This window comes from Embleya sp. NPDC056575, from assembly GCF_042793325.1.
In the GTDB taxonomy this organism is placed as follows: Bacteria; Actinomycetota; Actinomycetes; order Streptomycetales; family Streptomycetaceae; genus Embleya.
This window is the reverse complement of record NZ_JBHTVA010000068.1, coordinates 1-25,810: the sequence shown is the minus strand read 5'-3', so window position 1 is coordinate 25,810 and position 25,810 is coordinate 1. Positions and strand designations below refer to the sequence as shown.

General features: G+C 68.2%; 11 protein-coding genes and 1 pseudogene. 6 read left to right on the top strand and 6 right to left on the bottom strand.

Annotated elements, in window-relative coordinates; all coding sequences use genetic code 11:
- Positions 1-262: 262 nt before the first annotated feature.
- A complete protein-coding gene (locus ACFRCG_RS38000) occupies positions 263-388 on the top strand; it encodes a hypothetical protein (RefSeq protein WP_380040110.1) in 126 nt (41 codons plus the stop codon).
- A 21-nt stretch (positions 389-409) separates the two neighbouring features.
- On the opposite strand, the gene ACFRCG_RS37995 is transcribed toward ACFRCG_RS38000, so the two are convergent.
- Complete coding sequence (locus ACFRCG_RS37995; RefSeq protein ID WP_380040108.1) at positions 410-3,829, bottom strand: AAA family ATPase; 3,420 nt, start codon at positions 3,827-3,829, stop codon at positions 410-412.
- Positions 3,830-4,937: 1,108 nt separating this feature from the next.
- Between ACFRCG_RS37995 and ACFRCG_RS37990 the strand changes: the two genes are divergently transcribed.
- Complete coding sequence (locus ACFRCG_RS37990) at positions 4,938-5,468, top strand: DUF1877 family protein (RefSeq protein ID WP_380040106.1); 531 nt, start codon at positions 4,938-4,940, stop codon at positions 5,466-5,468.
- A gap of 327 nt (positions 5,469-5,795) precedes the next feature.
- On the opposite strand, the gene ACFRCG_RS37985 is transcribed toward ACFRCG_RS37990, so the two are convergent.
- Entirely contained in the window at positions 5,796-6,611 is an 816-nt protein-coding gene (locus ACFRCG_RS37985; RefSeq protein ID WP_380040104.1) for a hypothetical protein, read from the bottom strand.
- Between the two features lie 875 nt (positions 6,612-7,486).
- Here ACFRCG_RS37985 and ACFRCG_RS37980 point away from each other — a divergent pair.
- Entirely contained in the window at positions 7,487-19,306 is an 11,820-nt protein-coding gene (locus ACFRCG_RS37980; protein WP_380040102.1) for a LamG-like jellyroll fold domain-containing protein, read from the top strand.
- A gap of 260 nt (positions 19,307-19,566) precedes the next feature.
- Positions 19,567-20,112 (top strand): SMI1/KNR4 family protein, encoded by a 546-nt coding sequence (locus ACFRCG_RS37975; RefSeq protein ID WP_380014900.1) that lies wholly within the window; start codon positions 19,567-19,569, stop codon positions 20,110-20,112.
- Here the strand turns inward: ACFRCG_RS37975 and ACFRCG_RS37970 are convergent.
- Both ACFRCG_RS37970 and ACFRCG_RS37965 read right to left on the bottom strand, forming a co-directional pair.
- Positions 20,102-21,472: a hypothetical protein gene (locus ACFRCG_RS37970; RefSeq protein ID WP_380040100.1), complete on the bottom strand. Its 1,371-nt coding sequence runs from the start codon at positions 21,470-21,472 to the stop codon at positions 20,102-20,104. The two genes, ACFRCG_RS37975 and ACFRCG_RS37970, sit on opposite strands and share 11 nt — an antisense overlap.
- Entirely contained in the window at positions 21,469-21,654 is a 186-nt protein-coding gene (locus ACFRCG_RS37965) for a hypothetical protein (protein ID WP_380014906.1), read from the bottom strand. Before ACFRCG_RS37965 ends, ACFRCG_RS37970 begins: the two co-directional genes overlap by 4 nt.
- A gap of 486 nt (positions 21,655-22,140) precedes the next feature.
- On the opposite strand from ACFRCG_RS37965, the gene ACFRCG_RS37960 reads away from it, so the two are divergent.
- On the top strand, positions 22,141-22,887 hold the full coding sequence (locus tag ACFRCG_RS37960; protein WP_380040098.1) for a hypothetical protein: 747 nt from the start codon (positions 22,141-22,143) through the stop codon (positions 22,885-22,887).
- 11 nt (positions 22,888-22,898) lie between these two features.
- Positions 22,899-23,435, top strand: coding sequence for an SMI1/KNR4 family protein (locus ACFRCG_RS37955; protein ID WP_380040096.1), 537 nt, complete (start codon positions 22,899-22,901; stop codon positions 23,433-23,435).
- On the opposite strand, the gene ACFRCG_RS37950 is transcribed toward ACFRCG_RS37955, so the two are convergent.
- On the bottom strand, positions 23,335-25,392 hold the full coding sequence (locus ACFRCG_RS37950) for a Mu transposase C-terminal domain-containing protein (protein WP_380040094.1): 2,058 nt from the start codon (positions 25,390-25,392) through the stop codon (positions 23,335-23,337). The two genes, ACFRCG_RS37955 and ACFRCG_RS37950, sit on opposite strands and share 101 nt — an antisense overlap.
- Positions 25,389-25,810, bottom strand: a pseudogene (locus ACFRCG_RS37945) (hypothetical protein); the annotation flags it as partial. The gene ACFRCG_RS37950 and the pseudogene ACFRCG_RS37945, both read right to left, overlap by 4 nt.

Below are 25,810 nucleotides of genomic sequence, written 5' to 3'. Positions count from 1 at the left end.
ATCGGCCCCGGCCGTACCCCCGTCGCGCCCGGCGACGACCGAACCGAAGGCGGCGTCCGCAACAGTGATCTACGACTGTGGCGGTGCACCGGTCGCCCAACCTGAGGAGTTCATCCTGCTCTGCGGTGATGGCGGGTTGAGCTTGAGTGGTCTGACCTGGTCGGCCTGGGGCCGACCCACCGCCACCGCCACCGGACAGCTCTGGCGGAAGGACTGCACACCGAGCTGCGCTCGGGGCAGGCGCATTCCCTACCCCGCCACGGTGACCGTCACAGGCCTGACCGGCGAGGCCTACACGTCCATGCACGTCGATGCTCCCACGGCCCCGGAGCCCACCCAGGACTTCCCCCTCGACCAGAAGGGTCCCCGCCCGCCGCAGCACGGCTGACGGCGGCAATGGGGAGGTCGATCACGCCTGGCAGGGTGGCCGGTAGGCGAGTTGAGGCACGTACTGCTTCCACCGCTCCCGGGTGAGCGCGCCCGAGCTTGTCGCGCAGATGCGCTGGATGGCGGCATCCACGTCGAGTTCCCACAGGCGGACGGTGTTGTCGACGCCGGCCGTGGCGAGGGTGTGTCCGTTGGGGCTGAAGGCCACGGAGTTGACGGGTCCGTTGGGTCCGGTCAGGGGCTTGCCGAGGGCGGTCGGGGTTCGGGGATCGCTCACGTTCCACAGTCGGACAGTGCCGTCGCCGCTGCCAGCGGCGATCGTGCGGCCGTTCGGAGCGAACGCCGCCGAGTTGACGGGGGCGGCGAAACCGGTCGGTGGTGGCCCCAGAGGTACTGGCTTGCGCGGATCTGTGATGTCCGACAGCCATATTGTCCCGTTGTCGCCGATGCTCCCGATAGCCAGGATATGGCCGTCGGGGCTGAACGCCACCGACCCGACAGGTGCCGAGGAACCGGACTGGGGCATACCGAGACGTGACGGATTGTGCGGGTCGGCGACATTCCACAGTCGGGGCGACGTGATGGAGTTCAAGGTCGCGAGAGTGTGCCCGTCCGGGCTGAAGGCCACCGGACCGCCCCCGGCGAGCAGTGTTGGTGACAGGCTCCACAGGGCGACGGTGCCATGCCCTTGGACCGCGGCCAGCGTATGCCCGTCGGGGCCGAACGCGACCGATTCCACAGGGGCGGCCGAAGCGGTCGGCAACTGACCTAAGGCTGCGGGTTGCACGGCGTCGGTCGTGTTCCACAGACTGATGACGCCGTTGCCGTGGCCGATGGCCAGAGTGCGCCCATCGGGACCGAACGCCAGCGAGAGGATGGGGCTGGCGCGTCCGGCCAAGGGCTGAGAAATTCGAGGGGTAAGGGGATCATGTGGGTTCGCCGGGTCCAAGAACTCGATCGAGTCGTTCGGGCCGCCTGCGACGACAACACTGCTGTCAGGGCTTGATGCCAAGACGTTACCCGCGGTGCTGAATCGCGCGGAGGGCTCGCCGGTTGTCCCACGCCCCGAGGGGCTGCCCAGAACCCACAGGTCGAGGTACCAACTGCCGGTGATCAGGACCTTGCCATCCGGGCTGAACAGCACGGACTTCACAGCGCCCATGGGGCGAATCAGAGGTTCGTTCAGGGCAATCGGACGGGTTGGGTCGGTCACGTTCCACAGGTTCACGAAGCCGCTTCCACCACTGTTCGTGCGCATGCCGCCGCCCGCCGCGAGGGTGTGCCCGTCGGGGCTGAAGGCGACGACGCCGCCGGCGCTGGCGTCGCCGGTTCCGGGCAAGGGCTCGCCGAGCGGTGCCGGGGCTCGGGGGTCGCTCACGCTCCACAGCGCGACGGTGCCGTCGGTGGTCACTGCGGCGAGGGTGTGCCCGTCGGGGCTGAATGCCAGCGAGTCGACCTGGCCGGCGAGTGCGTTCGCCGGTTGACCCAAAGCCTTCGGGCGGTGTGGGTCGCCCGCGTTCCACAACCGTACTGTGCCGTCCCGGTTGCCGGTGGCGAGTACGTGCTCCCGGGGAGCGAACGCGATCGACGATACGGCCTCGCCCGCGGCGGTCAGGGCGGTGGCCGTCGGGCTGTTCTGCAGGTTCATCAACTGTGACGCGCGGTCCCGGTTCGGCTCTCTGCGGTAGGCGAGCAGGGCGAGCTGGGCGGCCAGTGCCGGATCAGTGGCCGACAACTGCAGTGCCTCGGCCGAGATCTGGTTGGTGATGGCCGTCGTCGCGGCAGCCTGCGCCCGATCCCTCTGACGGAAGGCGAACACCGCGATGCCACTGGCGAGCACCGCCAGAGCCGTGATCCCGGCGAGAACACGCCGTCGCACACGCCGGCTGCGTTGCTCCCGACGCTTCGCCGCACGCAGGAACGCCACGGCGGTGGGACTCGGGTCCGCCGGATGCCTTGCCGCCCAGGCATCGACAACCTCCAGCCGGTTGCCGGTGTACAACAGGGACGAGTCGCGACTCTCCCGATCCCAGATGGCCGCCGCGTCCTCCAGGGTCTGGTGGGTCAATCGGCCGACGCGGTCGGTATCGATCCAACCCCGCAACTCCGGCCAACTGTGGAGCAGGGCCTCGTGGGTGATCTCGACCGTGTCGCGGTGCCGGGTGAGCAGTCGTTTGTCGGTGAACGCGTCCACGACCCGCGCGACGACCGCGGGGTCGGCGGCGGTGTTTGCCAACTCGGCGCGGGACAGGCGCCGTCGGGTGTCCTCCGTCCCGTCGCCGATCCTGACCAGTCGCAGGAACAGCGATTCCGCCACCTGTCTGCCGGTGTCGTCCAGACGCTCGTAGACGTCGTCGGCCGTGCGGGCGATGGCGCCGTGGATGCCGCCGGTGAGTTCGTACCCCTCGACCGTGAGCGTGCCGCCGGCGCCGCACCGGCGCCAGGTGGCCCGCAACGCGTGGGCCAGCAGCGGCAACCGCCCGGCCTCGTAGCCTGTCGATCCCGGCGTGCCCTCCCTCGCCGTGGTCCCCAGATCGCGGAGCAGCAGCCCGACCAGCCCGTCCTCGACGTGTACGCCCACGGACCGCGCGGGATGCAGGATCGCCTCGCGCAACTCCGCGTCCGACATCGGACCGACCACCAGGGGCGCGTCCTGCAACGCGGTACGCAACGGGGGATGGTCCACGCAAGCGGTGTAGAAGTCCGCGCGTGCCCCCACCACGACCAGCCCCAAGGGCGCTTGGTCGCCGCCGGCGGCCACGCGGGCGAGTACGTCGACGAAGGTGTGTCGGCGCGCCCGGTCGTGGCACTGGGTGAACAACTCCTCGAACTGGTCGACCACCAGGACGACGCGGGCGTGTCGGGCCTCCTGAGCGTCGAGGTGTTCGCGCAGGAGGCGGGACACAGCGGACAGGCACGATGGCGGATCCTCGGCAAGGTCCCGGGCGAGTACGGCCGGGTCGGCGCCGGTCAACGAGGCGAGCTGGCAGGCCAGCGTGTGGAGCGGGTCGGCGCCCGGGGTGAACACCAACATCGGCCAACGGTGCGAGCCCGGCAGGGCGGTCCGCGCGAGCGCCGGTACCAGGCCCGCCCGAAGCAACGAGGACTTCCCCGCCCCGGACGGGGCAATGACCATCTGCATCCCGCCGCGGTCCCGGCGGTCGTCCAGGCGCTCGGTCAACTCCGCGAGCAGCCTGTCCCGTCCGAAGAACCACCTCGCCTGCTCGGGACCGAACGATGACAACCCCGGATACGGGCATTCCCCCGCTACTGCGCCCGGTGTGGTCCGACGCACGTAACGCACGTCGTCGACGAAGTAGAAATGCTGGTCCCCGGCGGCCAGATAGACACGGGCGGCGTCGGAGGCGTGTGCCTCCAGGTGGACCTCCCCCGGACCGCGCCCGATTGCGGGTTCCGAGGCCCGAGGCTCATCCGGGATCATTGATCACCCACTCTCGACGCGTTTGTCCCACCCGGCGGGCCAGGCGTCCCCGGATCCGAATCGGTTGCCCTCCCTTCGCCGGCCGGGTCGTCACTACCAGGACGACACGTTGCTGATGCGCTCGTTCGCGTCCGGCGCGTCCCTACCCGTGCCGGCGGTGGCCCGCCGACCGTCGGGTCGTCGGACATTCATCCATCGCACGTTCCCGGCGACGAGTCGCAGTTGCGGGATGCCGGGTCCATGGTCTTCGCGGCGGAATGCCGGAATGCTCGGAGAGTGTGCGTCTCGGTGCAGAGCCGAACTGCGGTACCTGGCGCCATCATGCCTGGGCCACAACCGATCCGTGTGAATTCTCGACTTTTCCTCGGTCCGCGAGTGCCGGCCGGGATCCCGGAGTGCGGCGCGACGAAACGGGTGGGCGCCTGCAGCGGCGTCGTTCGCAATGGTGAATCGGACGCCTCTCGTTGCTGCGAGGGCGTCCCCGGCTACGGCCGCTTCGGGGCGTGGCCCCGGCTTCGTCACCGGTTCGTCCGCACTGCGATCGCGTGTCCACGCACACGACCCTCGCCGAGCCGGATACGTAGAGCGGTCGCGCCTTGTTCGGCCGATTCGGTGGGCCACCGCCAGGCGTGGTCGCCGGCGTTCGACGCGGGGAATGCGGTCGTGTCGGTGAGATCCTGGTTGCAGTCCGACACCCGATGCGGGTTCACCTCGTCCACGATGGGGGCGAGGTGTTCCGGAGTCGCCTACCGCGTGCCGCCTCGATTTTCGTCACACGTATCGAACCCCACGTCCCGGCACACGCAGGGCCCGTCGAGACCCGGCGCTGGATGCTGTGCTTCCCGTCTCGGGGATGGGGCGACGCCGGCCTGACCGATCAGTACAGGCGCCCGCGGGGGTGAGCGCGATTTCCCAGGGCAACACCGGAGGAGCACCAGTCGCTGCGGCGGCCATCGCGTGGAGCCCGGACGTGGCCGCTCGGTAGGATCCCGGGGAAGACTCTTTGCGTTTGCTGCTCTGCCCGCAGGTACTCCACGCGGCCGGGGCGCGGGCCCTGCCGGCGCGGATTCCTCACAACCATGGATGCGGTCGAGGGAGCGGTTTTCCGATGAGTGTGGATTTCTACTGGCGCAGGGTTCCCGATCCCGTGCTGTCCGAGCTGTCGCCACGTGAGCTGGATGGGTTGATTCCGTTTCGTTTCGACGCGGAATATGAGCCGTTGGTGGAACGGGGGCTGCTCCTGAGCGTGGTGAACCTGGACGCGCTCATGAGTTTCACGCTCACCCGCGGGGCTTCCGGACGTACCGACGAGGACGATTGTGCGGTGTACGGGGCGGCGGAGGTCCGTGTCGAGGGCGAGGAGGACCCGGACTACGGCTTCGTCGGCGTCGAGGTGTTCGTTCGTACCGCCGACGCGGTGCGAGCCGCCGCGGAGTCGTTGCGGGATCTCCCGTACGAGGCATGGGTTCGGGGCTGGGACACGGAACTCGCCGCGGAGGCGGCCTTCGTCGGCAAGGGCAACCTCACCTGGGAGCAGGACGATGCCGATCGCATCGTGCGAGGCCTGGACCGCCTCAGGGACTTCTACGACGAAGCGGCGCGAGCGGGCGACGCGGTCGTGTCCAAGGTCATTGCCTGATTTCGGAATCCGCTCGACGTCGTGTCGCCCGGCCGTGCTGTCTGCTCCGTCCCGGCTGCTTTGAAAGATCTTGTCGATCGTCCATGTGTTGACCAGTGGATTTGCGGAATCTGGGATATGGGATCTTGACTGGGTGACCTGTGGTTTTGCTGTCTTGTTCGACTTCGTTCGGCCTGTGACCTGTGGTTTTGCGGGATCCGGGACGGATGGTCGGTTCCGTTGGGAAGATCTGGGTGGTTGCTCTCGTTTTTCGTCGGCCTCGCGGGGGCGGCGGCGGTCCGGGGTCCGGGTGGGCGGGGGTGGTGGCCGTCGTGTGTTGAGCGGGGTTCAGACGTGGCACCTGAGTGTGACGAGGAGTGTGTCGTCGCGGAGTGATTCCAGGTAGTTGACCGGATCGGTCAGGCAGAGGGGGTCGTGCGGTGCGTGCTCGCATGGCACCGGTTCACCACAGGGGCCGTGGACGCCGGCGTCGCTTCTTCCCGCCTCGATCCACCAGCCGTCGAGGGTGAGCAGGTCCCCGAAGTGCCGGAGCGCTCTGGGGGCTTCGCGTTCGACGAACTCCTCGCGGTCGCCCGCGAACCAGGAATCCAGATCCCTGATGGTGGAGTACCCGAAGTTGAGCATCCCGGGGATGTCCTTCATCCGGCTCCAGCGGTCGTGGAACTCCCTGACCTCCGGTTGGGCGGCGTAATCCCAGAACGCCTCCGGGCCGGGACACACCGCGTGCTCCGATTCGTACCGGGTCTCGAACCAGGACAGCGGCCGAACGGGCCGCCCGTCCGTGTGGATCCGACGCCACAGCTCCCACCCGGAGCGGAGGGCCGCCCTCGCCCTGGTCCGCGGCTGCGTGAAATCGAGCGTCTCCCGGGGGCCTCCGGCCGACATGCCCGGCAGACTCGGCAGTTCCTCTCCGTCGGACCACGGCGTGTCGTGGACGAGACGCGGGTCGTCGGCGTGGCCGGGGGCGACGAAGTAGCCGCAGCCGTCGCTGCCGCCGCGAATGGTCCACGAGTCCCAGATGTCGCGCGCCTCGTCCGAGGTGTGGTCCTCCTCGAACGGAGCCATCGCCGCGCCGATCGCCGCCGCGAGGTCACCGCCTGGTGCCTTCGCGGGCAGACACACCGTCACACGCAACCCCGCCACGACACCCCACCCATCCCCCGGACGATCGGCTGCACACCGTACCGGGCGAGACGACCACGCGGATCGCGAATCCGCGTAGGCGTTTCCGGAATCGGCGACCGGGCGGTACGGGCGTTGGGCGTGGGCGCCTTCCCGGTCTCCCGCTTCCTCCGGCAGCGCCTTTCGACACGGGCGAGACCGAGTGGGCACCCGGCCCGTGGGCCGAAATTCACGCGACCCGGTTCCGGGCGGCCCCGGGAGAAGAAAACACCCCGGCTTCGCGCCACCGCATCGGATCGGAACGCCCGAGAACGGGTGAAAAAGGCGGCTTCCGAAAACGAAGAGAAGGGATAAATCTTGAGCCGAGAAGACGCCGAAGATCGGTGAGGATCGCCGCCAGGGGCAGGAGCGCGGGTAACGGGCAGAGTGACGATCGGCCCTCGGCTCTGCTTCGGATAGGCCGTGGGCCTTGTCGTGGTAGCGCTCCTCCACGTGTGCGTGAAGGGTGGCGGGATCATTCTGCGTGGATGCTGAAGCACACCGGGACCACCGCCCCCGGTGATACCGGCGATCAGCCTCACGGTGGCAGGGAGTTGCCGGCGACGAGCCGCTGCCCGGGCAGCGGCTCGGCCGCGCTCGCCTGGACGTCCTGCATGCCGTGTGTGGCGATGCCCGGGCATCCGCCCTGCCTCTCACCGGCGGGTCGTAATCCGACCAAATACCCACGTCTGCATTCCTGTTGGTGCCCCATCGACTCCTGAAGGGGCTGCAAGGTTGTAGGGATTTCGTATGACGTGAATCATCTGTCGACAAGTTTCTACATACATTGCCGTGGGTTTTCACCAGCCGTTTGGATGTGCGCCTGTCATTTCTCTATCTCGTGGGGGAGCAGTCCCGTGTTCGGTGGGCTGTTGTGGCTGCGTGTGCAGCGTCCGACCGCGTTCGTCGCCGCGATGGCGATGACCGTGGGTCTCGTCGTCGGTGGGGCGTCCGCCGTGTCCGCCGCCGCCCCGGGTGAGACGAGGTACGGCAAGCCGTCCCAGGAGTGGGGATCGGCCGCCGGCCGTTCGCACCAGGTCGACACGGCCCGGACCCGCGCGGGATTGGACACCGATGGGCGTCCCGCCGGCAAGGCCCCCGGTGAACTCGGCCCCGATCAGGGGCCGTTGACGCCGCTCCCGGTCGAGTCCACGCCGGAGCGGCCGCTCGCGGGCGCCGTCACGCAGCAGGTCCAGTCGGCGCCGCAGGCCGGCGGCACCACGATCACCGCCGCCCCGACGGAGCCCGCCAAGCCGGCTGCGGGCTCGTCGTTCGACGAGCGGACCAGCCGCGAACTCCCGGCCGAGCGCGACTCGCACACCAGTGTCTACGAGAACGTCGACGGCAGCCGTACCCTCAAGGTCTCCCAGGACCCGGTCAACTACCGTCTCCCGGACGGGACATGGGCCAGGGTCGACAACACCCTCGCCCCGATGGGCGGCAACCCCGCCGACCCGGCGTGGTGGCGTACCCGCGCCGCCGCCAACCCCGTCGACGTCGCCACCAAGGCCGACGCGGCGCGGCTGGCGACCCTGCACACGGGCAACGGAACCAGTGTCGGCTTCGGCCTCGACAACGCGACCCCCACGGTCGGCCGCACGGCGTCCGACAGCATCACCTTCACCGGCGCCCGTCCTCAGTCGGACGTCAACCTCAAGGCCGGCGACGGCGAGATCAAGGAGACGATCCTTCTCAACTCGCCGTCCGCGCCCGACACCTGGGACTTCCCGCTGCACCTGGCGGGCCTGACCCCCACGTTGGACGAGAACGGCAACGTCGTGTTGACCGACACCGCGGGCGCGGTCCAGGCGATGGTTCCGCACGGGTGGATGATGGATTCCGCCGTCGCCCCCGCCTCCGGCGAGGGCGCCACATCCGGCGGCGTGACCTACGAACTCCTCACCCGCGACGACAACACCCGAGTCCTGCGCGTCAAGCTCGACCGCGCGTGGCTGAACGACGCCCGCCGCGTGTACCCGGTCAAGGTCGACCCCACCGTCGCGGTCACGCCCGCGTCGAACTCTGTGAGCATCGTCCAGGGCCGCAACTTCTTCCAGACCGACGTCTACCGCCTCGGCTACAACTGCGACAGCGGCTGCGCCAACGCCGCGATCCTGCTCAACACCTCGGCGGTCTCCGCCCAGTTGCAGAACAACACGATCACCGGCGCCCGACTCGCGCTGTGGAACGTGCACTCGTGGGACTGCCAGGCGCCGCGCGCGGTGTCGGTACACGGCAACACCGCCGCCTGGAACCCGAGTTCGGTGCGCTGGCCGGGCCCCTCCTACGGCCCCGCCCTCGGTTCGGCCTCCTTTGCGCTGGGCAACGAGTCGGACGGCTGCAACGACGGCTGGGGCGTCGTCGACCTCGGCTCGGGCGGGCGCGACCTGATTCAGGGCTGGGTTACGGGAGCGGCGAACAACGGCCTGACCGTGCGCACCACCGAGGGCGACCCGAAGACGTGGAAGAAGTTCGACACCGCACCCAACGGCGGCGTCAAACTCGACATCGACTACACCCCCTACCGCGCCGCGTACAGGTTCAACAACCTCGTGCGCGAGGTGACCGCGACCCAGGACGGCATCGCCAACGTCACCGTCACCAACAACGGCGCTGTCGGCTGGACCAAGGGCATCCACTCCCTCCACTACCGCCTGTTCAACGCGAGCGGCACCGAGTTGAACACGGTCGCCTGGACACAATTGCCCAACGACGTCCCCCCGGGCCAGTCGGTCACCCTCGACGCCACCATCGCCAAACTGCCCCCCGGCACGTACACCCTCGCCTGGGACATGGACGGCACCAACATTCCCAAGTTCTCCCAGATGGGCGTCCCGCCCCTGCCGATGGCACTCGGCACCGCCAACAAATGGCCCGTCATCACTTCGATGACCCCCGGCAACGGCTACGAGTCCGACACCACCACCCCCACGTTCACCGTCGCGGGCAACGACCCCGACAACTACCCCCGCCCGTCCCTCGACTACTACTTCGAGGTCTGCACGGTCGACGGCCAGGACTACCGCAAGGACTGCAAGAACACCCCCTGGCAGACGTCCGCGTCGTTCACCGTTCCGCCGAGCTGGGGACTGGCCAAGGGCGGCAAGTACGCCTGGTACGCCTACATCGGCGATGGCGAGAGCCCGTCGGTGCGCCCGAACCCAGCCGTGTTCACCATCCCCAACCGCCCGCCGGCCGTCGACACCGCCTGGCCGCCGAGCGGCTACACCTTCTCGACCCTGACCCCCATGCTCCACGTCACCGGGCACGACCGCGACGCGTGGCCCGCGAACCAACCGCTGCGCTACAAGTTCGAGGTCTGCGAGGTCGACGGCGCGAACACCCGCAAGGACTGCCACACCTCCGACTGGCAACCGCAGTCGCCGTGGTCGGTCCCCAAGGAGTGGAACCTCACCTGGGGCAAGACCTACGCCTGGTACGGCACCGTCGGCGACGCGGGCGGCGCCGACGGCACGTTCGCGCGGGCCGCCATGTTCTCGACCCAGGTGCCGCAGCCGGCGATCACCAGCCGGCTCTCGGCGGGCTCGGCCGGCAAGGAGTTCAACGAACAGGTCGGCAACTACACCACCGCCGCCACCGACGCCTCGGTGAGCGCGGTCGGCCCCGACCTGACCGTCTCGCGCACCTACAACTCGCTCGACCCGCGCACCGACACCGCGTTCGGCGCCGGCTGGGCATCCCGCTGGGACATGCGGGCCATCCCCGACAACGACGGCTCCGGCAACGTCGTCGTGGTCCTGGCCACCGGCGGACAGGTCCGCTTCGGCCGCAACCCCGACGGCACCTACGCCGCACCCTCCGGCGGCTTCGCCACCTTCACCGCCGTGCCCGGCGGGGGTTGGCAACTCGCCGACAAGTCCGGCACCCGCCAGGTCTTCGACGCGAACGGCCGCCTGCTCTCCGTCGCCGACTACGCCGGCCGCACCCAACAGATCACCTACGGCACCGACGGCCGCATCTCCAGGGCCACCGATGCCACCTCGGGCCGCTACCTGACCTTCACCTGGACCGGCGCCCACGTCACCCAGGCCGGCACCAACCCGATCGACGCGAACACGCCCGGCCCGGTGTGGACGTACGGCTACGACGGCGACCGGCTGACCACCGTCTGCCCGCCCGCCCCCGCCGGCGGCCCGGCCGCGCCGTGCACCCGGTACGACTACACCACCGGATCGCACTACCGCTCCGTCGTGATGGACGCCGCCCCCCGCTCGTACTGGCGGCTCGGCGAGGCGGGCCCGACCACCACCGCGGCCGACACCGTGCCCACCGCGACCGCCCGCGAGGGCGCCGAATACCGCAACGTCACCCTCGGTCGGCCCGGCGCGCTCGCCGGATCCCCCGACCAGGCCGCCGGATTCGACGGCACCTCCTCCCACATCCGACTCCCCGCGGACATCGTCGGCAAGTCCACGTTCCTCAGCATCGAGATGTGGTTCAAGACCACCCGCCCCGGCGTCCTGTTCAGCCAACAGACCCGCACCCTCGACGACCCCGCGGGCGTCGGCGGCGACTTCAACCCCGCCCTGTACATCGACACCAACGGCAAACTCCGCGGCCGTTTCCTCACCCGAGGCACCACCCCCGACCCCATCACCTCCACGACGAACGTCACCGACGACCAGTGGCACCACGCCGTCCTGTCCGCCACCGGAACCGCACAGACCCTCTACCTCGACGGTCAGACCGTCGGCGCCCTCCCGGGCGAGGTCTACCACCCTGCCGCGAGCAACACCGTGATCGGCGCCGGCTTCGCCCAGGGCACGCCCCAATCGCCCGGGAACATTTCGTACTTCACGGGCAGCATCGACGACGTCGCCCTGTACGAGCGCCCGTTGGGCGCGACCGGCGTGGCCGAGCACTACGCGGCGCGTGCCGCGGCCACCCAGCTGACCAAGGTCACGCTGCCGTCCGGCCGCACCCACGCCGAGGTCGCCTACGACGCGCGCACCGACCGCGTCACGCAGGTCACCGACGTCAACGGCGGCGCGTGGAAGCTGTCTCAGCCCACCTACACGGCATCCTCCGCCGCCTACGCGGGCGCCGTCACCGCCTCCACGCCGGTGGCCTACTACCGCCTCGGCGAGCAGAACGGCACCACCGCGCGCAACACCTCGGGCAACGCCGGACCCGGCACCTACCACGAGGTGATCCCCGGCCGCGCCGGCACGTTCGCGGGTGGCGACGACACTGCGGCCGAGTTCAACGGCACCACCTCCTGGGTCGAATTGCCGCAGAACCTGCTGCGGACGATGCCGCGGCTCTCCCTCGAGCTGTGGTTCAAGACGGACAAGCCCGGAGTGATCCTCGGACACCAGTCCAACACGATCGACGACCCCGCAGGGGTCGGCGGAAACTACACGCCCGCGCTCTACGTCGACACCAACGGCAAACTCCGCGGGAAGTTCCTCCAGGCCGACGCCCCCTGGCAGCCACCGATCGCCTCCACCACGTCGGTCACCGACAGCCGCTGGCACCACGCGGTGCTCACCGCCGACGGAACCGTACAGACGCTCTACCTGGACGGCACCAAGACGGGCACCGTCAACGGCGCGGTCAACCACGAGGCCTCCAGCCGCGTATACCTGGGCGCGGGTTTCGCCACCGGCTGGCCGGAGGCCCCCGCGACCAACAACCGCTTCGACGGCTCCATCGACGAAGTCGCCGTCTACGACCGCGCGATCGACGCGAGTGCGGTGACCGAACACTTCGCGGCACGAAGCGCGGCCGTCCCGAACAGCGCCCCCGCATACCGGGCGGCGGTCACGTCCTCGGGCCCGTGGTCGTACTACCGCCTCAACGAGACCTCCGGAGCCCGCGTCGACTCCCAGCAGGGCACCCGCGGCACCAATGGCGCCGGACGCGCCCACGACACGACCGGCTACCCCGTGGGCACCACGGAGGACGAGGGCTCCGCGGACTTCAACGGCACCACGTCCTACATCGAACTGCCGCAGGGCCTGATCCACGGCTCCTCCCAGGCCACCATCGAGTTGTCCTTCCGCACGTCGACGCCGGGCGTGTTGTTCGCCTACCAATCCGCCGGGATCGGCGAGCCCCAGACGACCTACACACCCGCCCTGTACGTCGACACCGACGGGAAACTCCGCGGCAAGTTCTTCACGACCAGCGGAACCGCCCTACCGCAGATCGTCACCGAGGCATCGGTGACCGACGGCTACTGGCATCACGTCGTCCTGACCACCGACGGCCTCGTCCACACCCTCTACCTCGACGGTGTGGCGGCCGGCACGATCAGCGGCGCGGTCTTCCACGAGAAGAGCCTGCGCAACTTCATCGGCGCCGGAACCACGCTCGGATACGAGAAGGCGCCGCCGGGCGACGGACACTTCTACGGGCAGATCGACGAAGTCGCCGTCTACCGCAAGAGCCTGGACGCGACCACCGCCGCCGCACACGCGAGCGCGGCCCAGGACCTGGCGGCGGACTACCGCAGGACGATCCTCGCTTCCGGCCCGACCGGATACTGGCCTCTCACGCTCACCGACAGCGCCACCGCGCCGATCGACCTCGTGCCCGGACCCGCCACCGACGCCGCCGGTGCCTGGAACGTCCGACAGGGCGTCGTGGGCGCCTTCGGCCCCGGCGGCGACCGAGCGGCGGGCTTCGACGGCACCGCGTCGAACATCCGCCTGCCCAAGGACCAACTGACGGGCGTCCCACAATTCACCGTGGAAATGTGGTTCCAAGCCGAGGGCCCGGGCGTGCTGATGGGCTACTCCACCCAGGAACTCCCGTACACGAACCCCGACACCCCGGCCACACCCATGCTCTACGTCGGCACCGACGGCCAACTGCGCGGCGAGGTCTGGAACGGCACACCCGCCCCGATCACCTCACCGGAATCGGTCCTCGACGGCCGCTGGCACCACCTCGCCCTCAGCGTCGACACCCCGGGCAAGACACAAAAGCTCTACCTCGACGGCAACATCGTCGGCACCCCCCTCGACGCCACCTTCGTCGTCGTGGACCCGTACCTCACCATCGGCGCCGGATCGGTGAACAACCTCGCCTGGCCCGCCAAGCCCACCGACGTCCGCGGCTACTTCAAGGGCGCCATCGACGAAGTGGCCATCCACCACCAGGCACTCGGCGCCGACACCATCGGCACCCACTACGCGAGCGGCTCCACCACCGACCCGGCCACGCTCACCACCACGACCACGGTCACCGACCCGAACAACCGCCAGGAAACGCGCACCTACGACGCGTTCCGCGGCCGCGCGCTCAGCGTCACCGACGTCGAGGGCGCCACCACCACCTACGGCTACGACAGCGGCGGCTTCCGACACACCGTCACCGACGCCAACGGCAACTCGGTCATCAGCGGCCACGACACACGCGGCAACGAGATATCCCGCACCACCTGCCGCACCACCACCCAATGCTGGACCGGGTACCAAGAGTTCCATCTCAACAAGGACGACCCGCTCGACCCGCGCAACGACCAACTCGTCGCGATCCGCGACCCGCGCACCGCCGACGTCGGCGACAACACGTACAAGACCACATACACGTACACCCCCACCGGCCACCCCAGCGGCGAGACACGACCCGACGGATCCACCACCCAACGCGCCTACACCACCGGCACGGAGGCCGCGGTCGGCGGCGGCACCGTCCCGGCCGGATTGCTCGCCTCCACCACCGAACCCGGCGACCGCGTCACCACCTTCGCCTACCACGCCAACGGCGACCTGGCCTCCACGATCGACCCGGTCGGGCTGATCACCCGCCAGACCTACGACGGAATCGGCCGCAAGATCACCACCACCGAGGTCTCGGACAGCGTCCCCGCCGGCGTCACCACGACCACGTCCTACGACTACGCGTCGCGGCCGACGACCGCGACCGGGCCGGGCGTCCGCAACGAGATCACCGGCGTCACCCACACGATCCGCGGCACCACCACCTACGACGCCGACGGCCGCGTGGTCGAACAATCCACCGCCGACCTCACCGGCGGCGACACCACCCGCACCACCACCTACACCTACGACGCCAAGGGCCGACCCGAAACCGCCACCGACCCCGAGGGCGGAGTGACCCGAACCGCCTACGACGCCTTCGGACGCCTGACCTCGACCACCGACCCGGTCGGCACCGAAACCCGCCACACCTACACACCGGGCGGACAACCCGCCGAGACCACCCTGATCGGCTGGGACGGCGACCCTTCCGGAACCCCACGGGACCTCGTCGTACAGTCCCGCGCCTACGACCCCGCCGGCCGCCTCGCCTCGATCACCGACGCCATGGGCGCGACCACCTCCTACACCTACTACGACGACGACACCAAGGCCGAGACCATCGCCCGCGCCGTCCGGCAACCCAACGGCACGACCCGAGACATCGTCCTGGAACGCCTCGGCTACGACGGCGCCGGCAACGTCACACGCAGCACCACCGGCGGCACCACGATCACCGAGATCGCCTACGACGCACTGAACCGCCCGACCAGGACCGTCCTCGACCCCGGCGGCCTGAACCGCGAAAGCACCACGCAATACGACACTGCCGGCTTCGTCGCCCGCACGCAGCGCACCGGCGCCGGCATCACTACCCCCGAAGCGACCGACTTCACCTACGACAAGGCCGGCCGCGTCCTGCGTCAGACCGCCCACAACGAGACCGCCGCCCCACGCGTCGACGACGTCCTCGTCGGCACCTGGAAGCGGGACCAACGCGGCCTGGTCCTGGAGGAGGTCTCACCCAACGGAAACGCCACCGGCGCGACGCCGAGCGCGCACACGATCACCCACACCTACGACGTCCTGGGCCGGGAGATCTCCACGGCGTCCCCGACCGTCGAGGTCACGGTGGCCGGCGCCCCGCCGACGAACACCCGCCCGACCACGACCGTCGGCTACAACACCTTCAGCGAGCCGGTCGTCTCCCGCGACGCGAACGGCCGGGTGACCACGAGCGTCACCGACCGCACGGGCCGCACCACCGCCACAACCCTGCCCCCGTACACCCCCGCGGGTGCCGGCCAGCCGATCACCGCCACCTCCCAGGTCCGCTACGACAAGGCCGGCCGCGCCATCGAGTCGACCGACCCGCTCGGCCGGACCAGCAAGGTGCGCTACGACCGCATGGGCAACGTCGTCGAGAAGACGGCCCCCCAAGCACCCACCCAGCCGAGCGTGTTGGCCGCCCCGGGCACCAACCGGGGCCCGCTGCTGAACCAGACCTTCACGGACACCCCACCCACGCCCCCCACCTGGCACTACACCTACGACGCCAACGGCCGCCAACTGTCCGCGGTCGACCCCGAAGGCGCCCGCACCGAGGCCACCTACGACCAACTCGGCCGCCAACTCACCGCCACCCGGGTCGAACGCTTCCCGACGGCCAACAACTTCACCACCACGATGACCTACGACGACGCGGGCCGCGTGGTCGCGACCACGTCGCCGACGGGCCGCGAGGCGTTCCAGGTCTACAACCCGGCGGGAGAGCCGACGCGCCGATGGGGCGACACCGACGAAGTCACCGTCGACTACGACGGGTTGGGTCGCCAGGTCCGCGCCTATGACGGGCAAGGGCGGGGCAACCGATGGACCTACAGCCCGCTGGGCCGGGCGGACAAGGTCGAGGACATCGTCATGCGCTACAACGGCGACGTCCTGGGCGAGGCATCCCTGCGCACGTCGTCCCAGTCGTACGACCCCAACGGCAACCAGACCTCGACCGTGACCCCCGCCGGTGGTCGCACCGACCTGGCCTACGACGCCGCCGGTCGCCTGATCCGCCAGACCGAGAAGATCAACGCGACGGAGTCGATCGTCTCCTCCTTCGGGTACGACGCGGTGGGCAACCGTACGCGCTTCACCGACGGCAAGGGCAACGCCACGATCTACACCCACACGGCCTGGGACCAGCCCGAGAGCGTGATCGAGCCCGCCACCACCGCACACCCGAACCCCGCCGACCGCACCTGGACCACCACGTACGACGCCGTGGGCCAGGCCACGATCCAATCGGCACCGGGCGGCGTGCGCTCCGACAACGCCTACGACCACCTCGGCCGCCTGATCGAACAAACCGGCACCGGCGCCGAAGCCACCACCGACAAACGCGTGTTCGCCTACGACGACGCCGGACGCCTGACCAAGGCACAAACCCTCGGCGCGGCGGCCCCCAAGTCCACGAACACCTACACCTACAACGACCGCGGCCTCCTGCTGACCACCGCCGGCACCTCGGGCACCTCGCACTACACCTGGGACGCCGAAGGCCAGATGGCCGAACGCACGGACGCGGCCGGCACCGCCCGCTTCGCGTACAACCACCAGGGACGCCCCTACCTCGCATCGGATCCGCAGACCGGCCACACCGTGGAATACGCCTACGACGGCTCCGGCAACGTCGTGGGGCAGAAGTACTGGGACCACTGGCCCATCATCGAATGGCCACAAACCAACACGGCAGCGGCCCGCTCCGCCGTTCGAGCCGACCGCGCATTCGCCTACGACGACCTCGGCCGAATGACGACGGACGAGGTACGAGGAGGGGACGACCTGCCGAGGATCTCCACCTCCTACACCTACGACGCCGACGACCACATGACCGGCAAGGACGACTCCACCACCGGCGGCCGCGACAACACCTACACCTACGACCTGGCCGGCCGCCTCACCCAGTGGAACGACGGCACCACAGCCACCCCCTACACCTGGGACGCCGCCGGCAACCGCACCACCGCCGGCCCCAAGACCGCCACCTACGACGAACGCAACCGCCTGCTCACCGCAGGCGACACCACCTACACCTACACCCCACGCGGCACCCGCTCCACGATCACCGTCCCCGGCCTGACCAAGTCGCTGCAATTCGACGCGTTCGAACAACTCGCCCAGGACAGCGCCACGTACGGCTACGACGCCCAGGGCCGCATGGTCGCCCGCGACGGCCAATCCGGCTTCGCCTACGACGGCACCACCAACAACCTCGTCGCCGACGGCACCACCAAATTCACCCGAGGCGCGGGCGGCGACCTGATCGCCACCGGCAACGGCACCACCGGCACCCTTGCCATCACCGACCAACACGGCGACGTCACCGCAGCGATCGACCCCACCACCCTCAACCGCACAAGCTCCACCACATACGACCCCTTCGGCCAGGTCACCACCCAGACCGGCCCCAAGCCCGGCCTCGGCTACCAGGGCGCCTGGACCGACCCCACCACCGGCCAAGTCAACATGTCCAGCCGCTGGTACGACCCATCAACCGGCGGCTTCGACTCCCGAGACACCTGGACCCTCAACCCAAGCCCCTCAGCCAATGCCAACCGATATGCATACGGCGGAAGCGATCCCATGGGGAACACCGACCCCTCTGGACATTGCCTATGGGATGGCTGCGTGGTAGAGGGATCTGCGGTCTATTGGGCTGCCGCAGGGGCCCTTGCCGTCGGTGCCGCATGCATAGCCAAGTGCCAGTCCCTGGCGCAGGGTTTGGCCAACGGCCTGTCGAACACATGGTCCGGTGCTCAAAGCCTCGGATCCAAGATCAAAAACAAGTGGAACTCGTGGACCGGAAGCGGGGGAGCAACGGCCGGCGCTGGTGCAGTGGCCAGTTGGTGGATAGCTCACCCCACCACTGCCAGTAGCGCCGCCTCCAGCGCGGCGGCAGCCGGGACGCGGGCAGGCGACCTCAACGCCTGGGCATGCCGAACTTACGGCGCCTGCGGATCCAGCGGCGGCCCTGGTAAGGGCCCCGGAAGCACCACCGGCCCCGGCGGTTCCGGCGGACCGGGTCGCTGCGTCGTGGGATGCCGAGGTGGAGGCGGTAAGGGCCCCGGCAAGGGCCCATCGAGTAAGCCTCCCATCAAGCCCAAGCCGAAGCCCCCACACCGCCCGACTGCCCCCAAGAACCGGCCCCCGACTGCCGCAACACCGATTGTTGACCCGCTGGTGGCCATCATTAGAGGTTTTCTGGACGGAAGCCGGACGCTGGATAATATTCAAAATCCATTGGGGGGCCCTGAAACCGCTTTCAATTCTCAAGATGAAACTCTGTCCCGTTCTGAGGAGGAGAATGCCTTCTTGGTTGCACCCGAAGCCAGAAATCCCGGAGGTGATTCTGCCGACTCGGATAGATGCGACGACGGTCCTGGTCAGAATCTTCATGGAAATATAACCTACTACCCTCGCGAGCGTTTCCGGCCAGGAAGAGACGGGTGCCGGGCCACGGGAGCCATAGGCAGGTTCAATAGCCCTCTGGATCTCGAAGATGGCACTCCCACCGCATGGAATAAAGCATTCGAATCCGGAATGGTTCAACCTCCTGGTTTCTGGGAAATTCCGGAGAACAAGCGAGCTCGTGGCCATATCATGGGCAGGCAATTCGGTGGATCGGGTACCGATCTCAGAAACCTTGTCCCCTTGTGGAAGAGGGCGAATAGCCCGGAAATGAGCACTATCGAAAATGCAATCGCCGGAGAGATCAAGAATGGGCAGAAAGTCGTGTACGAAGTACGGCCGGTATATTCGCCGGGTGCGGGGGCAAGGCCCGATTACATGCACTTGACGGCCAATGGCAATCGGGGCATGAATGTCGATTGCTATGTTCAGAACGTGCAAAATCCGCAGGCGCCGATCTGCAGCTCGCAGGACTACAGAAAATGATGCCCCGCTTGTTTCCTCTCGGGAAGGGTCAACATCGCTGGCATCTTTGCGTTGATCTGCGCGCATATCGCCGAAGACGGGGCGCGGCGGGTACGGGCGACGTTGGTTGGTCGAGTGTGATGGTGTTGACGGGGAGTGTTCGCAGAGCAGGGGCGAGTGAACGTGCCTGCGTTGGTGGGTGCCAAGTCGATTCGTGGGATAGTTGCGCCAACAGAGGCGGCGTTCCGTAGTTGTCCGTAGATGGGCGCACGATCCGGTGAATGGAGTTTGCACATATGTCGAGTTTCGAATCTTTGCGTTCACTGCTGGGGGATCCGGACTGGTGGGTTCGTTCAAATTCCGATGTATGGATTGCGAGCGAAGAATATCTGGGGCTTCGGTTGCCGTCAGATTATAAACAATTTATGGATTTCTACGGCCCGGGTCTGTTGGATGAGTATCTGCTATTGGATCTCCCTGAAGGGCCGTCATCCGAAGAGGTTGTGGAGTTTTGGTCCCTGGCGTCGTGGGTGAGGGCAAGGGAGTCCCGTCCTGATGCTTACCCGTACGCTTTCGCTCCGGATCGAAATGGCTTGATTGAATGGGGTTCGGACCAGCATTCGAACAGCTATTTCTTCCTCCCGTCCGCACCAGACGCCTCTGATTGGAAAATTGTGATCACCAGCGAGGCTGGAGAATGGTTCAAAACTGACGGAACGTTCACCGAATATCTCGTTCGATGCTTCCAGCATTCTTCGGAGCGCCCTTCCTTTGTGGACAGGTCATGGCCTCGTCCGGGTGCCCGATTCAGACCATTCAATATGTGAGTGTGTGGTGTGCTGTCAGCCACCCGCCCGGGCGCCTGCCGCGGTGTGAGTGATTGGGTGGCGGTGGTTGGTCGTCAGTGGCGTCGGAGTGTGGCGTGGGTGATTCCGTGCTGGTCGGGGTGCCGCTATGTCTTTCGTCGAACGTGCGCTCCACGTGACCCTTCGCCGGGCCGTTCGCCGGCGGCACCGGCTGCAGCGACACCCCCAGGCTCTCGCACGCGGCCACGAACGAGGAGGACACGAACACCTTCCCCTGGTCGACGACCACCGTCTCGGGAACGATCACCGGCCAAGCGGCCGCCCCCTCCAGCCGCTTGTCCAGACCCACCAGCCGCTCGTAGGGCACGATCGACCGCCGCATCGCCAGGTTCGCGTCCCAGCCCGGGCGCATCCGCATCGGCGCGACCATCTCCGCGAGCAACACCGCCGCGTGCACCGCGCTACTGCCCGGCGGCCGCAGCACCGCGGCGCAGATCGCCCGGGTCGCCACGTCGATCGCGATCGTCAACTCCGGGCGATCGAGCACCCCGTCCGCCATCACCGCGAACACGTCCAACGACGTGCTGTCCATCATCACCAACTCGCCCGGCCGCAAGGCCACCGTCACGCGAAACGGCGGCTCGGGACGACAGGCGTGAGCACGCCGCCGCACGGCACTTCCCAAAAGCCCCTGGCCGTCGCCGAGCGCGTGCACCAGCCGGTTGAACGTCGACGGGGGCGGCACCGCCGGCGCACCCGGCCCGAACCGGTCCTCCAGGAGCCACCCCACCCGCACCCGCATCGCGGTCAGCGTGCCCGTCGACCGCTCCCGCTGCTCCCGCTGCTCCCGCAGCACCGCCGACACCGCCTCCACCACCCGCGGATCGGCCCGCCCCACCGGCGACCCGGGGCGCACCACCCGCTGATCGACCAGCCCCCACACGCCCTTGCTCCGGTACCGCGCCCGCATCCTGCGTACGGTCGCCACACTCGTCGGCGTCCCCGCGTCCGTCAGTTCCGCGGCCTTGGCCTTCTCCCGCTGTGTCAGATTCCGCAGCGCCGGGTCGTACTGCGCCCGCGGAGTCCCTCCCCGCGGGTCCGCGAGGCCCGACTCGACCTCGCGTACGTGGCGTTCCCACGCCAGGGCCCGGTTGCGGACGTCCTCGGGGAGCGCGTCCAGGAGCGCGAACGGCGGCACCACGGGCCGCGCGGCCCCCACGACCTCGAAGCCCGGGTCGGCGAACACGTGGGGCAGCGACACGGCCGCGACGGCCCTGGCCTCGTCCAGGAGTCGCGCCGAACTCCCCGCCAGGACCACGACCGTCCACTCCCGCCCCTCCAGACGGACCCGGTCCCCGACGGCGAGTGTGTTGCCCTTCAAAGCGTCACCACGCGTGTTGCGTCGCCCCGGGCGATGGTCCGCTCGTGCAGGGGTCGATCCAGGGCCGCGCGCAACACCCCGCTCCACAACGCGTGGTGGACGGCCGGCCACACGGCCACGGGATCCCCGAGCCGCCGCACCCCCTCCAGGAGCGCCAGAGGTCGACCGAAGCAGGCCGCCACCTCGGCGGCGTCAATCCGATGGTCGGAGTTATCCCGGTCGGAGTCCTCGGATGCATCGCCTACTGCGAGAAGACATGGAACGCCGCCACCAGTTACGGATCGTCATCGGGTGGGGCGAGCGCCTACGAGCGGGCGCAGGCACAGCGATGGTCCGAATACAACAGGTGGGCCCAGAGCTACGCCGCAGACTACGCTCGCGCCGAAGCGGCCTCTACGAAGTGGTCCGAATACAACAGGTGGGCCCAGTCCCAACCCGGCTCCCGCGGTCCTGGGAGCAGCGGGCCGTCCACGGGGACAAGCGGCAATCCCAACGGCCCTGGCAACAATGGGTGCTGGACCGGCAGCGGCAAAGGCCCCGGGAGCAAGGGCCACGACGGCAAGGGCCCTGGCGGCAAGTCTCCGATCAAACCCAAGCCGAAGCCCCCACACCGCCCCACCGCCCCCAAGAATCGCCCCCCGACGACCGCCACACCGATCGTCGATCCCTTGACTGCCGTCATCCGCGGGGTCCTCGATGCGACGCAGATCTTGGACCCGATCCAAGCGGCGGTGCAGCAGGAAGACCGGCACACTCCAGAGCAGATCGAGGCGGACAAGTATTCGCTCGAGCTTCTAAAGCAATTTTTCCCGGGGGAGAATATAGATACGGAATTGGGTTACGGTGGCTCAAGCGCAGATATTCAGCGTAGAAGAACATTATCCGCTTGTGAGCGGGATTACCCATCGCAAGATGTGGGCTACTTCTATGCGCCGATGACGCGCTTTGGCCCTGGGGCGAACGATTGCAGAGCGACAGGTGCGGTTGCCGTCATCGATAATTCTGATCGTCGAGTGGGCAGAAATGCTCGCGTTGACCCGACTTGGAATGACTCGGCTGGGATTAATCAATTTCCCGCCGACAATCGAGCCGCTCTACATTTGATCGCCAGTGCTAATGGTGAGGCGGGGAATACGCTCCGAAACTTTGTTCCCGGGTATCAGGATCCTGTGAACTATCCAAATATGTTCTGGGCTCTTGAAAAGCCGGTGAACACGGCTGCCAAGACCCAAACCGTCTCTCTCGGTGTTCTCCCTGTATATACACGATCTTCCGATCGAAACTTTCCGTCCGGTCTGGCGATCCCGTCCGCACTACGTTTCAAGGCGGAGGGCTCGAAGGGTTTTAGTCTCAACTGTACGATCTATCTGGACTTGCAGAGCGCATCCACTAACCGTGGGGTTACGTGCACGTGAGAAGGAGTGGCATGTTGAGTAGCATTTCCTCGTTCCTCGGGAGATCGAAAGTAAATCGTAGCGTCGATGCGGATTGGCGAGAATTCGAGGAAGAATTTTGTATCTCACTGCCGTCGGACTACAAGGATTTTATTTCCTCTTACGGACCCGGGCGAGTTCGCAACAATGTCATCTTCTTTCATCCGAAGGCCCCGATGGAGCCAGGAAGCCTGAGTCTGGGGCGTGAGATCCAAAGAACTGCCAAGTCGTATCGGTATACCCGGTCGATCGACGCGTCTCTAGTGCCGTGGCCAATCTATCCGGAATCCGGCTGGGCAGTGCCAATTGCACGCGAATCGACGGGTTCGCAAATCCTTCTGTGTAGAAGCTCCCCGGAAGGGGCATCGTGTTCACTGATTTTTGATTGGCGTTTCGGGTGGGATGAATATAGGATGAGCTTTGCGGATTTTATGGTACGAGGCCTTTCGGGGGATCCTGATCCTCCGGTATTTCCAGCGGAGGACGGTGATTATCCTGCGTTTGTTCCGGTTGGAAGACTTGAGGAATAGATAGGTTGTGGTGGTGGTTGGTCGTCGGTCGGGTGGGTGTGTCGCGGGCGAGGAGGCGTTGTTCGGTGTGGGCGGGCCCCACGGCGGGGCGGACCTCGCGCATGAGCGCCGCGAGGGCGTCGGCGAGGTCGGCCTCGTACCGGTCGCGGTCCGCGTGGTGGGCGGTGACCGATTTGACGTATCGCCACATGCGTTCGTCGAACGGGTGGTGGGCGTGGTCGCGGTGAATCCATGGGATCTCGGTCAACTCGCCGTCGGGCAGGCGTACCCATACCTGGCGGCCGTCGTGGGGGTTGTGGTGGACCTCCCATTTCCCGCCTCGGGCGGCGATCCCGGAGGACTGCCCGCGGAGCGGGCCCAGCACCTCGTGGTCGTAGGTGCGGTGGTCGATGCGGATCCCGCGTTCGGTGACGGCCTGCCATCGCACCGGCAGCAGTTCGAGGTAGTCGCCGCCGCTCAGCGGTACCGGCACGTACCCGGCCACCGCGACCAGGGCGGCCCACATCTGGTTCGGCGTCAACGCGACCCTCGGCATCACCGGATGTCGCAGCCCTTCGTGGGGACGCTGGTGCCAGTGCACGAGCCATTCGTCGAGCAGATCCTGCAACTGGGCGATACTGAAACACGCCTTACGCTCGGCGTCTTTGCCGCGTCGGCCGGCGTCGGAGCCGGTGTATCCCGGAAGGTGTTGGCAGAACAGGGAGTTGATCGACCCGAAGGTGCGCTCCACGATGCCCTTCGCCGTCGGCGCGAACGGCGGGGCGGGCTGCACGCTGATCCCGAGCGTCTCACAGGCCGCGGTGAACGCCCCCGACAGGAAGACCTTTCCCCGGTCCACGACGATCGTCTCCGGCACCACGACCGGCCGCGCCGCCGCGCCCGCGAGGCGTTCGTCCAGCGACATCAGCCGGTCACGGAAGAGCAGCCGGGTGTGGGCGAAACGCAGGGCGTCGGGCCATGTCGGCCGGGCGGGATGGGGGACGGCCATCTCCGCGAGCAACAGCGCCGCGTCCACGGCCTGTGTCCCGCCCGGGCACAGCACCGCCGCCAGGACCGCCCGAGTGGCGACGTCGACGGCGATCGTGAGTTCGGGCCGCCCCACCGTGCCGTCCTCGAACAAGGCCAGAACATCGAGACGAGTCGTGTCGATCTGGACCTGTTCCCCGGCTCGAGGCGCCACCGCCGGGACGAACCCCCGCCCGTCCTCGGTGATCGGGGGATTGCGGACAGGCCGCCCCGGATGGTCGGCGGGCTGGGCGAGTTCACGGACGAGCCGGTAGAAGGTGGCCTGCGACGGCATCACCACCACATCACCGTGCCGGTCCTCGAGGACCTTCGCGACCAACGGCATCAGGCCCTTGACGGTCCCCTTGGAACGCCCCCGGCACCCTCGGAGCACGTCCTCGATCGCAGCGACGACCCGCTCGTCGGTTCGTCCCACCCCGCCGGCGGCATGCGTCGTGCGGTGGTCGACCAAGCCCCACAATCCCTGCCGCCGATACCGGCCGCGCATGCGCTGCACCGTCGTCCGCGACACCCGCCCGAAGCCCGACGCCGTCAACTCCTCGGCCTTGGCACGCTCCCGCTGTGCCACGGTGAACCGCTCGGGGTCGTACTCCGGCCGCGGCGTCCCACCACCATCGACACCGGCCACTCCGGTCTCGATCTCACGGATGTGCCGCTGCCACGCCATCGCCCTCTCCCGCGCCGCCGCCGAGGCGGTCTCGAACAACCCCCACCGCGGCACCGCCCAAGGCTGCCCCACCTCCGCGCCCAGGACCGCGAAGCCAGGATCGGCGAACAGGTGCCCGGCCAGCACCACCTCCTCCGCCCCGCCCTCGCCGACCAGATGGATCCGCGCTCCGGCCAAGCCGACGACTTGCCACCACCCACCGCGAAAACACACCTGCGCACCGACCGCCACCACCGGCCGACCACCCCGCTGCGCCTCGTTCACTCTTCGTCTCCGCCACGACCGGCACCCGCGTCTTCGCCGCCGACGACGTCGTCCTCGTCCTCGTCCTTCCCACCGCCACGGACATCGTGTCCGCCGAGGGAAGGGCCACCGGGACCGACCAGGACGCGTTCGTGCAACGGCTCGTCCAAGGACGCCGTCAACCGCCCGTGCCACAGGGCGTGGAAGGCGCAGGGGAGGACTTCGATCGGATCGCCAACCGCTTCGACGCCCTCGATCAACGGCCGCGCCTGTGTGAAGGCATCAAGCACCGAGGACATCAGGTCGGGCCGACCCCCGTTGCGGGGATGCCGGTAGCCGGCCAGCCACCGCCGGCACACCACCGCCCACGCGATGCCGAACACCTCCCCGGCATCGACCCCACCCCGCGCCGCCCGCCGCTCCACACCGGCCCACCGCC

Excerpts from the sequence above, each read along its gene's own strand:
- ACFRCG_RS37975 (WP_380014900.1), top strand. The coding sequence starts at position 19,567 with ATGGAGTTTGCACATATGTCGAGTTTCGAATCTTTGCGTTCACTGCTG.
- ACFRCG_RS37955 (WP_380040096.1), top strand. The coding sequence starts at position 22,899 with ATGTTGAGTAGCATTTCCTCGTTCCTCGGGAGATCGAAAGTAAATCGT.
- ACFRCG_RS37995 (WP_380040108.1), bottom strand. The coding sequence starts at position 3,829 with ATGATCCCGGATGAGCCTCGGGCCTCGGAACCCGCAATCGGGCGCGGT.
- ACFRCG_RS37990 (WP_380040106.1), top strand. The coding sequence starts at position 4,938 with ATGAGTGTGGATTTCTACTGGCGCAGGGTTCCCGATCCCGTGCTGTCC.